Origin of the sequence: Murimonas intestini, assembly GCF_024622195.1 — a bacterium.
Taxonomy (GTDB): Bacteria; Bacillota; Clostridia; order Lachnospirales; family Lachnospiraceae; genus Murimonas; species Murimonas intestini.
Map to the genome: position 1 here is coordinate 148,695 of NZ_JANKBI010000010.1, position 13,668 is coordinate 162,362.

Below are 13,668 nucleotides of genomic sequence, written 5' to 3' on the forward strand. Positions count from 1 at the left end.
TCCGCGAGAATCAAAGCCCCACTCACGAAGATATATACTCTATTTTACCTGAATACCAGCACAAATGCCATCCCATTTTTTTCTTTTTCTGCAAAAATTTCTCCCCCCATCTTTCTCATGATCTCTCTGCAGATATAAAGTCCCAGCCCGTTTCCCTGCTTTCCCGTGCTGTTAGTCCCCCGGTAAAAGCTCTCGAAGATGTGATTGAACTCATTGTCTGACACAGCCATCCCTGTATTGAAAATACGGATCAGCTGGCAGTAATCTTCCTCATAGAATGATATCTCTATTTTTCTGTTGTCTCCATATTTAAATGCATTCTCAAAAATATTATCAAATACCTCCACAGCCCTGTCTATATCCCCCTTAAGCAGACGGTCAGTAAAATCTCCTGTCTGCAGTTTAAGCATCCTGATACTGCATTTCTCATCCTGTGCATCCAGGACCCTTCTCATCAGTTCAGCCAGATAGAATTCTTCATTCTTAACGTGAATGTCCAGTATATCTTCTCTGGAACTCTTCATGATTTCTTCTACATACTGTCCGATCCTGGCAGCATTTACCCCAATCTGCCTGGCCGCGGTCTTTTTCTGTTCCTCATCCTTATACAGTTCTTCCTCCAAAGCTTTCCCGTACAGTTTAATCGTATTTAGAGGCGTCTTGATATCATGGGACAGGGACATGAGCATTTTTTTCTTCTCCCTTTCCAGTTCCAGCCTTCTTTTTCCTGACACCTCCAAGGCATCCTTCATCTGGCCCAGACTCCGCATGAAATTTCCGAAGTATTTATTTTTCTCCTCTTTCACAATGCCCGTCAGGTGTCCCTTCGCAATATCTTCCTGAAGGCCGGTTAGCTTTTGAAAAGGCCTGATAAGCTGATATTTCAGATAGATCAGGACAGCCATCACAAAAAGCTCAAGCACCCCCAGACATACCTGAACAATTATCAAAAGGGATCGTATATTATACCCCGGCTCCTGATAGTCAAATCTAAGTATGCCTTTCATGAAGCCGTCTGCAAAGAGGGGATGAAGCTCCGATTTGAGCGTATTTCCTGCCGCAAAAAAATCTCCGGCCTTTTCCTCGCTTTCTATATCTTCTGCCGCCAGAAATGTGACTGCCTTCACATATCTAAAAGTACGCAGATCAAGCCTGTCTGGGGACATATCTCCTGACAGGCTGTTGTAAATACGGTTTATCTCTACTTTATATGCTTTATCTCTGCTTGTATCAGCTTTTCTTACAGCATATCCGGCAATAAGGGCAACGGCCAGATACATAAAAACTGAAAACATGATCAGCTTATTATATTTCCTCATATCTGTATCCCACTCCCCACACTGTAATGATCCGCTCCGGTTCTCTGGGATTTTCTTCTATTTTGCCTCTCAGCATTTTGATGTGGACTGTCAGCGTCTGGTTTTCACTGAAGCTGTCCATTCCCCATATCTCTCCGAAAATATACTCTTTTCTCAGTGTTTTTCCGGGATTTCTTAAAAACAACAGCAGAAGCTGGTATTCTTTTACATTCAGTTCCAGCTCTCTGCCCTTCAGATACACTTTTCGGGATGCCTGGTCGACAGTGACAGCGCCCGATGAGAGGATCTGAGATTCCTTCTGCACTCCGTAAGCTCTCTGCAAAAGAGCTCTGACCTTTGCCGTCAGTATCTGGGCGTCTATGGGCTTTTCCATATAGTCATCCGCTCCCAGCTCATACCCTGTCAGCTTATCTTCCCGTCCTGACCGGGCGCTCATAATGAGCACAGGCATATTCCACCTTTTACGCACAGCCCTGCAGACTGCAAACCCGTCCATCTCAGGGAGCATGATATCCAGGAGAAGAATGCCCGCAGTCTCTTCCTCCAGAAATTTTACGGCTTCTCTTCCCGATATTATGTGATGGACTGAATATCCTTCTCTCTCCAGGAAATCTTTTATCAGACCTGCCAGTTCCCTGTTATCTTCCACAAGTAAAACATCTGTCATCTCTTACCATCCTAATTTGATCAGCCAGTCATTCAGCTTTCTTTCTCTCTCCCTGTCCTCACCGGCTCCTGCCCGCTTGCCCAGAGAGATGTCTTCCCGTATATCGCCGTCCTCTATATAGAGGACCCTCTCACACTTTGACGCCACCTTCATATCATGAGTCACCAGCAGTATACTTGTTCCCTCCCCATTGATTCTGTTCAATTCTTCCATAACTTCTATGGAATTCTGCTTATTCAGGGCGCCCGTAGGCTCATCCGCAAAGATGATCTTCGGGCTGTTGATCATGCTGCGGCAGATACAGGCTCTCTGCAGCTGTCCGCCGGATACCTCATTCACATCATTATCCGCAATTTCACTGATACCCAGCTTCTGCATCAGCAATCCCGCCCTGTCATTTATCATTTTCCGTCCGGCTCTGCTCTTTCCTGCCTTAGACTGGTAAGCCGGCAATATTATATTATCATAAACAGAAAGGTTTTTCAGCATATACATCTGCTGAAAGACAAATCCCATACCTTCCAGGCGCAGATCGCTCATCTCATTGGAGCTTAAAGCTGTCAGGTCCTTTCCCAAAAAATCAACCTTTCCTGCCGTAGCGCCATCCATACCGCTGACTGTATAAAGCAGTGTAGTCTTTCCTGATCCGGATGGCCCCATAACGCCCACCATCTCTCCCTCATTTATTGTCAGGTTTATATTTCTCAGTACATTGTTCTGCCGTTTGTTTACAACATATGTCTTGCATAAATTAGATACTTTTAAAGCCTCCATATTATTATCCTCCTACTCCAGGTTGCTCAGTTCCCGTATATTTATTTTTTTCACATTTATAGTTCCTATCCCCGCTGCAATGATGATGCCTGCCATCAGTATCCCAGGGTATATACCATATACCTGCCAGGGAATTACCTGTATTTTCAGCTCTGCTCCCATAATGGCAAAGATAGGCCTGAGTACAAAATGATTTGCCAGAAGAGAAAGAGGAACTGCCGCTGCCATAGATATGACTGCCGCCCATATCATCCGAAGTATCTGCCACAGACGGATGTATCCGTTCCTGTAGCCAATGCTCTTCATCATTGCAATCTCGCCTTTTTCCCTGACAATAAACAGCCTTTCCATCAGGAATGTTATCAGCATGATTATGGCACAGAGCAGTGCAGTCATGGGAATCATCATCTCCTGCAGAGACTGCTGGATGCCTCCCACATTTCTGTCAATCACCTCCTGGGCATCTGACCAGCCATAATCGGGGAACAATTTATTTAACTCTTCAGCCATCTCACTCTGGGAACTATCCGTGTCCATATCCACTATAATACTCCAGTAATCAAACATTATCTCATTGCTGCAGTCCATTACAGGATTCATCCTTGCACTGCGTCCCAGCTGTGTGTAGTCAGAATATATACCTGTAATAATAAATTTCTCTTCTTTTCCATTTATGGCTGCCTCTATGCTGTCTCCAATTTCCCATCCATTCTCTTTCATGATATCCTTTGAAAAAGCAATCTCATTTTCCAGCACAGGTGCACTGCCCTCCTGATAAGTCATAAAACCGGTGTTGGGGCCCAGAGCCTGCACTGTCGCGATCTTGCTTTTTCCAGTCTTTCCGGCCTGTTCATACTGAAGAAAATAAATGGGAATACCCGTCAGTTCAGCATCATACCCTGCATCCTTAAGCTCACTCCTTACACGCTCCATCCCTTCTATAAGGTCCTTACTGCTCTTAAAGGAGCCTTCCCCCTGCTTTTCTATATCCTTGACATACACTGCGCTGTCCGGGTCCAGACAGAATTTGCTTGCCATCTCGCTGCTCTTCATGGTATTGATAGTGTTGAGCGGGATCGTGATGAGCACAAAGCTGATTCCGAATGTGATTATCATTACAAGATACCTTCTGACATGACTGAGCATATCATTTATTCCAAGAAATACAGCCACTGGCATCCTGCTTCGGCGGTGCAGACGTATTCCTCCTCTTCCTGAATACCGCTCTCCGGTCTGACCGCCCCGTATAGCCGCTATCGCTGAGACTTTATTCAGCCTGTTTGTGCAGCAGTAACAAAACAGCATCACCAGGAGTATGATAAGCAGCGTACAGATAATATTTACCCACAGATTCGCACCTGCATCTTCCATGATCATATTTTTACTGACCCCTTTTACCATCATGCTGCTGGCCGGCACACTGGCTGCCAGCCCTATTATGGAGCCTGAGGCTACAAGAACAAGATATTTAATAAGGTATAGCTTCTTAATTGCAAAACCCTTCATTCCCACAGCCTTCATAATGCCAATTTCCCTGTAGTCCTCCTCAATGGTAAAGACAAGAGTGAACCTGAGTACAAGCATTGCGATCAGTATCAGGCAGATTCCTATCAGGATCAGCAGCGATGCCATGACCATATCAAAGGAATATGCCATAGCATAAGTGGAACGGGTCACCGAGTTCATTACAGATAAAAATCCCTGATCATTCAGTTCTCTGACAAAATCTGCCGCCCCGTCTGTATCCACATAATACATCCCCAGCAAGTCAGCCTCCGGGTTTAATTTATACATCGAGAAATCTGATTCACTTACAATCAGCCTCGTCATTCCTGCCATATCATTTCCAAAGCCTGCATCCTTTGTGGAAAGCCCGACTGTAAATTCTTTATCCACACTGCCCTCAGCGATGCGGATCTTATCACCGGGCTCTAAACCATTTCTTTCCATGACCCCGGAGGTCATTGCGATCTCACCCTTATTAAGGGAGAAACTTTTGCCGTTCTCATCAAACACCTTGCAGTGATCTGCATCTGACGTGCCCAGATATATACTTGCACCATTGGAATTAAAGCTGGTTTCTATACCGCCACGCTCCAGTGTGATGCTTTTTTCTGCCAGAATGACAAGTATCCCGCTCTCATATGACCGCACAAGCGGCCCTTCATTTTCAATCCAGTCATTTATTTCCTGCTCCTCATCTGTGCCCGCGGTAAACAAGCTCACTTCAGGAACCGCTGCACGGTCCATATAGTAATCCACTGCAGAACTAACAACCAGGATATTATTGACGCTGCTGGACAAGAATACGGATGCCAGAGTGATAAATATAAATAATATAATATTAACGCTCTTTCTCCGTTTCATATCTTTTTTCAATATCCGCTGTAACATATCATTATCCTTACCCTTCCATATTTTATACCGGGATTATAACAGCTCAATTATGAAAAAATCCTTAAATGGAACAAAGTTTCCAGCTCCGGAAACTTTCCTGCGCAAAAAAATATGGCAGTCTGAACCATTCTCTGTCATATAGACAGAGGCCTGTTCAGACTGCCGTGCTTTTTATCACAGTTCATTAAGCCTTTATGGCCCACCTCATCTTTGTAGACCGCGCCCTGCTGTTCATGCTGCACTCTTCTGCGGAGGGCCTGATCACATCTGTTGCTATCTCGCTGTATATTCCTTCATTCTGAAAATATTTAAAGGATTTTTTAACAAGCCGGTCCTCCCCTGAATGAAATGTCAGGATCGCCACACGGCCGCCTTTTGCCAGGGCATCCGGCAGCTTTTCCAGAAATTCATACAATACATCAAATTCACTGTTAATATCAATCCTGAGAGCCTGGAATGTTCTCTGACATGACTTTTTGACCGTCTCTTTTCTTATGTCTGCCGGAATAAACTTGAGAGAGTCTTCTATCACCTCTCTCAGCCTTTGGGTGGTGGCAATATCCCTTCCTTTTTTAATTTCGCTGACCACTGCCTTCGCTATCTTATCTGCATACGGCTCATCTGCATTCTCCATCAGCATTCCCTGCAGCTCTTCCTGGCTTATGGTTTTCAGACGCTGCGCCGCTGTAATCCCCTTTTCCGGATTCATCCGAAGATCCAATGGCCCCTCTGTTTTATAAGAAAATCCCCTGTCCGGGTTATCTATCTGCATGGAGGAAACACCCAGATCTGCCAAAATGAAATCAAAAGGCCCGCCCTCTGCAGCCACCTTATCTATATCTGCAAAATTCATCTGCTTAATAGTAAGGATATCCGGACCGTATCCCAGACGCTCAAGCCTTTCCTTTGTCCTGGCAGACTCTATGGGGTCTACATCGAGAGCGTATATATGCCCCTTCTGTTCCAGGCACCCCAGCATCTGCTGTGTATGGCCCCCATATCCCAATGTGGCATCCAGACCTGTCTGGCCCGGCTTTATCTGAAGAAATTCCAGGATCTCTTTCACGCAGATTGATATATGCATCCCGGCTGGCGTACTGCCTTTTTGTATGACTCGCGCTACCGTATCAGCGTATTTTTCCGGCTGATGCTCCTTGTATTTTTCTTTATAATTCTTTGGATGCGTCCCCTTGTATCTGACGCGCCGTTTATGCTGCTGTTCTTGATTATCCATTTATTACCTCACTTTTACCTCAGAACGAGTAGTTTTTATGGGAAGTGTCTTTCAAACAAACACCTTTTAGCCAGTACTGGGCTGTTTATTTCAGGCCAAAACTGAACCGTTACAAAATATTATAATAGAAGCAGCCTTATACTGCAAGCAGAGATGCCTATTTTCTCATATCCTGATCATTGTACAGATGTTCTTAGTTACTGTTCACACCTCGCGGGATGGTGACGTGTGAACAGTAACGTTCTTTATCATAGTCTTAAGATCGTCTCAATATCGGAATTTTGTTGTAAGAAATTTTTAAATTACAATGTAATTGTTCCGATTATGTGATATACTATCTTTGTATTTTGATGTCCTCATAACAGGAGGTAAAAAGATGGAATATTTAACAGTTACACAAGCTGCGGAAAAATGGGGTATTTCTACCCGGCGTGTTCGCCTGCTTTGCGCCAATGGAGAAATTGACGGTGTTATCCGTAAGGGTAAATTGTATATGATTCCCGCAGGTACCGACAAGCCATTAGATAAACGCAAATTGCCTAACAAAAGAAAGCGTGGCGAATTTGCTGATATACTGACAGCAATAGATAGTAAAAAAGTAAAACTCGATAGTATGCGGCCGCTTACCGCAGGAGAAACACAGCGTTTGCGTGATGAATTTATGATAGATTTCACTTATAACTCAAACGCTATCGAAGGCAACACACTAACGCTCAGAGAAACCGCTATGGTGCTTGAGGGAATGACGATTGACCGCAAACCTTTAAAAGACCACCTTGAGGCTGTCGGTCATCGTGACGCATTCCTTTATATCGTGGAGATTGCACAGAACAAGGTGCGTTTGCGTGATACGGAAATTAAGGCTATTCATTCGCTTGTGCTAATTAACAGACCTGAAGATAAAGGCATTTACCGGCGTATTCCTGTTACTATTGCAGGCGCATATACCGAACCTGCACAGCCGTATCTCATTGAACCAAAGCTGGCGGAATTGCTTTCCGAAAATGAAGAACGAAAAAAGACAATGCACCCCACTGAACGCATTGCCCGTTTTCATCTTGAATTTGAAGGAATCCACCCTTTTATCGATGGTAACGGCAGAACAGGACGTCTGCTCTTAAATCTTGAACTTATCCGCAGCGGATACCCTGCAATCAATGTTAAGTTTGCAGACCGCAGACGGTATTATGAGGCTTTTGACACATTTTATCGTGACGGCAAAGCCAATGATATGGTTTTACTTGTCGCAGAATATGTAAGTCAACGCCTTGACCAGTATTTAGAGATTGTAAAATTAAAATCATGAAAGGGAACTGCGGGACGGACCGCCTATACTTACAAGTATTTTTAGAATACCCGGAATCCGGAAAATTCCGCATACCTCTCAGCCCCATCACTTTCCGGTACACCGTTTTTTATAGAATATAGGCCTATCTTTGCCCCCATCCAGGTATCTCTGCCTGTCTGGTATTCCTCACCGATGGCATAAAACTTTCCGTCTTCTCCTTCATAATAAAAACTGCAGACTGCGTTAAATCTGACGGCCAGGCGCAGACGTATCTGATGACGTCCGCCGGCCGGTATTTTTACTACCGCCTTTTCCCACTGCTCTTCCTTTAGCACAACTCCTCTTCCCCAGATGATCCTGCACTCTTTTGGTCCTCCTGACAGTTCCAGAAAGCCGTATTGATTCCCCACTGCCATCAGCCCGGCCCTCACTCCATCATGCACAAGGCCCACAGTCACCTCCGCTGTAAAATTAGGGCCCGGAAATTTACATGCCAGAAGGTTCCTCTGATCAAAAAGGCAGCCGCTCGTCTCCGGCAAGAGAGCGCGCAGACGCAGATGTCCTGGATTCTGGCTGGTATCATACCAGTCTTTTTTGTGGTTTGCATTCCACTGCCAGATAAGCCCCGGCCCTTCTCCTGTAAAATCATCATCTGTCTGGGGTATCTCCGCAGGGTAATTTCCACTGACATATGGTTTTGTAAATGTCTGCACCGGCTCGCCGATACCATCTCCATTTACATCCTCTCCAAACACAGCCCAGCCATCTTCCAGCCATTTCACAGGCTCCAGACAGATGACCCGGCCATACGATCCCATATCACGGAAGTGCAGGAACCATTCCCTCCCCGAGTCATCAGCCACTATATTTCCCTGTCTCGGTCCATTAATAGTGCCGCCCTCCAGCTCATGCAGGATGATCCTGTCCTCATATGGCCCTTCTATACATTTTGACCGCAGCATAACCTGATAGCCATGTTCAATCCCGCCTGCCGGAGCGATGATATAATACCATCCGTTCCTTTTAAACAGCTTAGGGCCTTCCAACGTATCATGGCGCCCTCTGGCATCAAAAATGTCCGTCTTCTCCTCATCCTTCAGTGACATTCCGTCCTCACTCATTCTCCGGAGAGTCAGCACACTGTTAAACCCGGCCCTGCTGGCGGCATATCCGTGTACAAGATAACAGGCACCATCGTCATCCCAGAATACGGTACAGTCAATCCAACCTCTGGAACTGCAGATTTTCTTTAAAGGGCTCCATGTACTCTCAGGCGCCTCAGAAGTACTGACAAACAGCCCTTCATCCGGCGTAAACACATACATATAAAGACGTCCGTCATGCTCCAGCAGACTCGGGGCCCAGATTCCCCTGCTGTGCTGCGGCACATCATATCCATCCAGAGGAAGATTTTCTGATATGTAGCTGCATATCCTCCAATTGATCAAATCAAACGACCTGAGCACAGGAATCACAGGAGTCAGATTAAAGCTTGATGCGATCAAATAATAGACTCCCTTATAACGGACAACGTCCGGATCTGAATAATCCGCGAAAATAACCGGATTTTTATACATGCCATTTCCCAGGTCAGGAAACCACCTGCCCGTTTCTTCAGCATACTCAAACATAATTGCTTCCTCTCCTATCCACTGTTTTAACCTTTCAGCTCCCTGATGATCTCCCGCTTATATTCCAAAAATTCTTCTGTCAGATTAAAATCTTCCCGTCTGGGCTTTGGTTCATTTATGATGATTTCCTTTGTGATAGTCCCAGGCTGTCCGCCCATCAGGAAAACTCTGTCTGAGAGAAGGATGGCTTCATCTATGTCATGGGTTATAAATATTGTGGAGAGCTGTATCTGTTCCATGATATCCAGATACCATCTGTGCATGGAGCCTTTTGTTATTGTATCAAGTGCGGAAAATGGTTCATCCAGGAGAGCGACCCCTTTTGAAAAAAGGTAAGTGCGCAGCAGCGCAGCTCTCTGGCGCATGCCTCCTGAGAGCTGGGCCGGATATTTTTTCTGTGTTCCTTCCAGCCCGAATTCTTCAAAATACGCACCGGCCTTCTCTCTGGCTTCCTTTTTTTTCACGCCTTTTACCAGAAGAGGGAGGGCCACATTATCAACTATTGTCCTGTAAGGCAGCAGCAGGTCTTTTTGCAGCATATAGCTGACATAGCCCGGCTTTCCTGTGATCTCCTCCCCTTCCATGACTACCTGGCCTTCATCCGGCATGGTAAGGCCCGCTATAATATGGAACAGTGTTGTCTTCCCAACGCCGCTGACGCCCAAAAGGCTTACTATTTCCTTTTCTCTTAATGTGATATTCACATCCTTTAAAACCTGCTTGTCCTCAAAGGCCTTGGCCACATGGGTTACTCTTAATTTTTCCATACTTTCTGCATCCTTGTCTCTATGCCGTCAGACTCTTCTCATTCCGGCAGATAATCATTAGAGAAGCCTGTGTTCTCCTGGATGGGAGCAGTTACAAGCTCATTTTCATTTAACCAGTTATAGAAAGCATTCCATCTCCCGGCATCAATATATCCCCACTTTTCGGCTTCTGCCTGGTACTTGTCTGCCAGATATTCCTGGCTTGCCTCCACCATGGCTTTATCCAGCTCAGGAGCTGCTTTGCAGAGGATTTCCGCTGCACCCTGGGGGTCTGCTATGGCATCCTCATATCCCTTTGACAATGCGCTCATGAATGCTTTGGCAGTTTCCGGATCTTCACTCAGAAAATCGTTATTTGCAATAATTACAGGAGTATAGTAGTCAAACACCGGATTCAGATCTGAGAAAGCAAAATAGTCAGTCTCCAGGTCATTTACCTCTGTGGCAATGCCTCCCCATGCATAATAGACCCAGATGGAATCCACCTGCCTGGATTTAAGGGCGCTCACCTCATCTGTGACTGTACTTGGGATCATATCCACTTTGCTGAAATCCCCGCCGTCGCCTTCTACCACATTCTTTATCATTGCCTGTTCTACCGGAAGATCCCAGGTGGCATAAGTATGCTCCTCCATTCCTTTAGGCCTGTCCATCCCTTCCCCTTTTCTGGAAATGATGCCCGATGTATTATGCTGTATCACGGCCGCCACTGCAGTCACCGGCAGCGCGCTGTCCCCTGAGAGAGCCGGAGCCATGCTGTCCTGGAAATCTACCCCGAACTGGGCCTGTCCTGAAGCCACCATAAGCGTAGCCCCGTCTTCCGGCGGCTGCACGATCTCCACCTCCAGGCCTGCTTCTTCAAAATACCCCTTTTCCTGGGCGATGTATAATCCCGTATGGTTCGTATTTGGAGTCCAGTCCAGAACAAATGTTATTTTTGATGCAGCTTCTGTTTTAAATCCCGTGCTGCCTGTCAGGACTGCTGCAGCCGCCAGGGCCGCTGTCAGTAATATTTTTTTCTTTTTCATGTGTTTCCTCCTCTTTAATCTTGGTCAATTTATTTTTTCTCCCAGGGCATACATTTCTTTCTCAGCAATGTAACACAGCCCATAAGCAGGAGACTGATAGCGGATATCAAAAAGATCACCGCAAACATTTTGTCAAACGCATAAGCGCTCCTTACTCTTGTCATATAAACCCCAAGCCCTTTATAGCCTCCCAGCCACTCTGCGATCACTGCGCCTACTACAGAGTAAGATACAGAAATACGCAGGCTGCTAAAGAAGCTGTTCAAAGCCTGGGGAAATTTTACATATCTGAAAATCTGCCACCTGCCTGCTCCCATAGCCTTCAGCAGACGCAGGGCATCCTCATCCGCTGAGCGGAATCCTTCCAGGAGCCCCACCGCGATCGGGAAAAACGTGACGATCACTATCAGGGTGACCTTCGGAGCTATATCATATCCCATCCACAGTACAAGAAGCGGGGCTATGGCAATCGTTGGAATCGTCTGTGTGATGACAATGACAGGATAGAATGCCCTGTAGCAGCCCTCAAAGCTGTCCATGAGCAATGCTGCCAGAAACCCGACAAGAATACCTAACCCCAGTCCCAGAAATGCTTCTGCCAGGGATGTCCACAGATGAGACATGAGCAGCGGAAAATCACCGATAAACGCCCTGGCTACTCCCACCGGGGACGGAAGCATAAATTCCGGCACCAGGCCTGTCATACTGACCGTCTGCCAGATAACAAGCACTGCAGCTATGGCTGAAAACGGAAGCAGCCTGGAAGCGAATCCATTCTTCTTATTCGCCCTGCTGCTGATGATGTTTTGTGACTTTTTTCTCAATTGTCAGAACATCTCCTTCCGGCTTATAGGTAACCTTGATATAAGCTGACACAGAGGGAGCTCCGGCCCTTATTGCTATATGCTGGCATTCCTTTACAATATCCATGAGCTCGTCATAGTCCCCCTCAATAGCTGTCTCAAAAGGTCCCACATAATAATTCAGGCCTGTGCTTTTAATATAATCGATCACCTCATCAACTATACGGATCAATTCCTCATCATTTTCTGCCTTTGGCAATGTCTGGATCGCTACACTTGCGTTCATATTCATTCTCCTTTTTTTTGAAATTATTTTATTTATAAACATTAAAAAGGACCTCCTGCCTTGGAAGAAGTCCTTTTTAATGAATGAAACACAATATAATGTATCAACACTCTATTCTCCCTACGTTGGCATTATCCAAATCAGGTCATGGGTCTAAACATTCTGGTAGTTTACTCTCAGCCAGGCTCTCCCGGCTCCCCGTGTTTTCTATTTAAATTTTCAGCTTCCGGGATTCCCAGAAGGCATCCTATCTGCCGCTTAAAAATTCTTCAATCTTCTCCAGCGCATACTCTTCATCGCCGCCGTTCGCAGTGACAGTGATATTCTCACCCTCTATGAGACCCAGGGTCATCATTCCCATAATACTCTTGGCATTAACCTTTTTTTCTCCAGATTCTACATAAATGTCACTCTCAAACTGGCTTGCCACCTGTACAAGTAAAGCTACAGGCCTCGCCTCAAGACCGCTTGCAATCTGAATGGTAATTGGTTTCTTTTTCATAAATAATGCTCCTCCTTACTTTCCTCTAAGCTCATCTGCTAAGTTGCTTAACTTTCTCAATCTATGATTCACACCTGATTTTCCTACCTGTGGTGTCAGCATCATACCTAGCTCTTTTAAGGTGGCTTCGGGCTGCTCCAGCCGCAGCCTTGCAACATCCTCAAGGCCTTCGGACAAAGAATCAAACCCAATCGTAGACTGTATATATTGAATATCCTCGATCTGCTTAACCGCCGCATTTACCGTCTTATTGATATTGGCCGTCTCACAGTTCACCTGGCGGTTCACGCTGTTGCGCATTTCCTTCAGGATACGGACATTCTCCAGATTCATCAGAGCCACATGTGCTTCCATCACATTCAGGATTTCCACGATCTGGGCTCCCTCTTTGATATATACAACATAGTACTTCTTTCTCTGCACTATCTTTGCATCAATATCAAAGGTATTAATGATTGCCTGCAGCTGTTCTGCTTTATATACTGACATACAGACGATCTCAAAATGATAGAACTTTTCAGGTGCGCTGATTGATCCGGCTGCCAGAAACGCTCCTCTTATAAATGCCCTTCTGCAGCAGGCATTCTGCACTACCACGTTACTTACGGCAGAAAAGTCCTCACCGATCTCCATATCTTTCCCTATCAGCTTCGCTGCCTGCAGTACACGCATAGTATCCTCATGGCTTTTAATAAGGACCATGTATGTACGGCTTTTCTTCTGGCTGACATGCTGCTTAATCGAGACCTCAGTACATATATTAAATGTTTTTTTCAATAATGTAAAGTACTTTCTTGAAACTGCCACATTTTCTGTCTGGATTTTCAGGCAGTATCTGTCTTTCGCAGAAATAGTGATCCCTCCGCACATGCTTATGATAGCTGCTATCTCGGCTATCTGGCAGTGCCTTGCTGTGGACAGCTGCCTGGACAGTTCTTCTTTTACCTCGCTTGAAAAGGACATATGCCACCT

The 13,668-nt window shown here is 45.6% G+C and carries 13 protein-coding genes; 1 reads left to right on the plus strand and 12 read right to left on the minus strand.

The genetic code is table 11. From position 1 onward, the window contains the following. Nucleotides 1–44: 44 nt before the first annotated feature. From NSB28_RS15000 to rsmH, 5 genes are all read right to left on the minus strand, one after another. The gene (locus NSB28_RS15000) at nucleotides 45–1,319 is read right to left on the minus strand and encodes a HAMP domain-containing sensor histidine kinase (protein ID WP_109747185.1); all 1,275 of its coding nucleotides are present in this window, start codon (nucleotides 1,317–1,319) and stop codon (nucleotides 45–47) included. Next, the gene (locus tag NSB28_RS15005; protein ID WP_109747184.1) at nucleotides 1,306–1,986 is read right to left on the minus strand and encodes a response regulator transcription factor; all 681 of its coding nucleotides are present in this window, start codon (nucleotides 1,984–1,986) and stop codon (nucleotides 1,306–1,308) included. Before NSB28_RS15005 ends, NSB28_RS15000 begins: the two co-directional genes overlap by 14 nt. A 3-nt stretch (nucleotides 1,987–1,989) precedes the next feature. Further along, a complete protein-coding gene (locus NSB28_RS15010) occupies nucleotides 1,990–2,760 on the minus strand; it encodes an ABC transporter ATP-binding protein (RefSeq protein ID WP_109747183.1) in 771 nt (256 codons plus the stop codon). Nucleotides 2,761–2,772: 12 nt separating this feature from the next. Beyond that, the gene (locus NSB28_RS15015; protein ID WP_109747182.1) at nucleotides 2,773–5,154 is read right to left on the minus strand and encodes an FtsX-like permease family protein; all 2,382 of its coding nucleotides are present in this window, start codon (nucleotides 5,152–5,154) and stop codon (nucleotides 2,773–2,775) included. Between the two features lie 187 nt (nucleotides 5,155–5,341). Continuing rightward, nucleotides 5,342–6,391 carry a 16S rRNA (cytosine(1402)-N(4))-methyltransferase RsmH gene (rsmH, locus tag NSB28_RS15020; RefSeq protein ID WP_109747181.1) on the minus strand — a complete coding sequence of 350 codons (1,050 nt, stop codon included), beginning with the start codon at nucleotides 6,389–6,391 and terminating at the stop codon, nucleotides 5,342–5,344. 376 nt (nucleotides 6,392–6,767) lie between these two features. On the opposite strand from rsmH, the gene NSB28_RS15025 reads away from it, so the two are divergent. After that, complete coding sequence (locus tag NSB28_RS15025) at nucleotides 6,768–7,697, plus strand: Fic family protein (protein WP_109747180.1); 930 nt, start codon at nucleotides 6,768–6,770, stop codon at nucleotides 7,695–7,697. A gap of 41 nt (nucleotides 7,698–7,738) precedes the next feature. On the opposite strand, the gene NSB28_RS15030 is transcribed toward NSB28_RS15025, so the two are convergent. From NSB28_RS15030 to whiA, 7 genes are all read right to left on the minus strand, one after another. Then, nucleotides 7,739–9,310 (minus strand): glycoside hydrolase family 43 protein, encoded by a 1,572-nt coding sequence (locus NSB28_RS15030; protein WP_109747179.1) that lies wholly within the window; start codon nucleotides 9,308–9,310, stop codon nucleotides 7,739–7,741. Nucleotides 9,311–9,336: 26 nt separating this feature from the next. Further along, the gene (locus tag NSB28_RS15035) at nucleotides 9,337–10,077 is read right to left on the minus strand and encodes an ABC transporter ATP-binding protein (RefSeq protein ID WP_109747178.1); all 741 of its coding nucleotides are present in this window, start codon (nucleotides 10,075–10,077) and stop codon (nucleotides 9,337–9,339) included. A 38-nt stretch (nucleotides 10,078–10,115) separates the two neighbouring features. Continuing rightward, nucleotides 10,116–11,105, minus strand: coding sequence for an ABC transporter substrate-binding protein (locus NSB28_RS15040; RefSeq protein ID WP_109747177.1), 990 nt, complete (start codon nucleotides 11,103–11,105; stop codon nucleotides 10,116–10,118). A 29-nt stretch (nucleotides 11,106–11,134) separates the two neighbouring features. Then, nucleotides 11,135–11,809 (minus strand): ABC transporter permease, encoded by a 675-nt coding sequence (locus tag NSB28_RS15045; protein WP_109747308.1) that lies wholly within the window; start codon nucleotides 11,807–11,809, stop codon nucleotides 11,135–11,137. A gap of 76 nt (nucleotides 11,810–11,885) precedes the next feature. Beyond that, entirely contained in the window at nucleotides 11,886–12,194 is a 309-nt protein-coding gene (locus NSB28_RS15050; RefSeq protein ID WP_109747307.1) for a thiamine-binding protein, read from the minus strand. Nucleotides 12,195–12,441: 247 nt separating this feature from the next. After that, nucleotides 12,442–12,696: an HPr family phosphocarrier protein gene (locus tag NSB28_RS15055; RefSeq protein WP_109747176.1), complete on the minus strand. Its 255-nt coding sequence runs from the start codon at nucleotides 12,694–12,696 to the stop codon at nucleotides 12,442–12,444. A 15-nt stretch (nucleotides 12,697–12,711) separates the two neighbouring features. Continuing rightward, nucleotides 12,712–13,659 carry a DNA-binding protein WhiA gene (whiA, locus tag NSB28_RS15060; protein WP_109747175.1) on the minus strand — a complete coding sequence of 316 codons (948 nt, stop codon included), beginning with the start codon at nucleotides 13,657–13,659 and terminating at the stop codon, nucleotides 12,712–12,714. Between the last annotated feature and the right edge of the window lie 9 nt (nucleotides 13,660–13,668).

Coding starts and splice junctions, on each gene's coding strand:
- NSB28_RS15000 (WP_109747185.1), bottom strand. CDS start 1,319: ATGAGGAAATATAATAAGCTGATCATGTTTTCAGTTTTTATGTATCTG.
- NSB28_RS15005 (WP_109747184.1), bottom strand. CDS start 1,986: ATGACAGATGTTTTACTTGTGGAAGATAACAGGGAACTGGCAGGTCTG.
- NSB28_RS15010 (WP_109747183.1), bottom strand. CDS start 2,760: ATGGAGGCTTTAAAAGTATCTAATTTATGCAAGACATATGTTGTAAAC.
- NSB28_RS15015 (WP_109747182.1), bottom strand. CDS start 5,154: ATGTTACAGCGGATATTGAAAAAAGATATGAAACGGAGAAAGAGCGTT.
- rsmH (WP_109747181.1), bottom strand. CDS start 6,391: ATGGATAATCAAGAACAGCAGCATAAACGGCGCGTCAGATACAAGGGG.
- NSB28_RS15025 (WP_109747180.1), top strand. CDS start 6,768: ATGGAATATTTAACAGTTACACAAGCTGCGGAAAAATGGGGTATTTCT.
- NSB28_RS15030 (WP_109747179.1), bottom strand. CDS start 9,310: ATGTTTGAGTATGCTGAAGAAACGGGCAGGTGGTTTCCTGACCTGGGA.
- NSB28_RS15035 (WP_109747178.1), bottom strand. CDS start 10,077: ATGGAAAAATTAAGAGTAACCCATGTGGCCAAGGCCTTTGAGGACAAG.
- NSB28_RS15040 (WP_109747177.1), bottom strand. CDS start 11,105: ATGAAAAAGAAAAAAATATTACTGACAGCGGCCCTGGCGGCTGCAGCA.
- NSB28_RS15045 (WP_109747308.1), bottom strand. CDS start 11,809: ATGACAGGCCTGGTGCCGGAATTTATGCTTCCGTCCCCGGTGGGAGTA.
- NSB28_RS15050 (WP_109747307.1), bottom strand. CDS start 12,194: ATGAACGCAAGTGTAGCGATCCAGACATTGCCAAAGGCAGAAAATGAT.
- NSB28_RS15055 (WP_109747176.1), bottom strand. CDS start 12,696: ATGAAAAAGAAACCAATTACCATTCAGATTGCAAGCGGTCTTGAGGCG.
- whiA (WP_109747175.1), bottom strand. CDS start 13,659: ATGTCCTTTTCAAGCGAGGTAAAAGAAGAACTGTCCAGGCAGCTGTCC.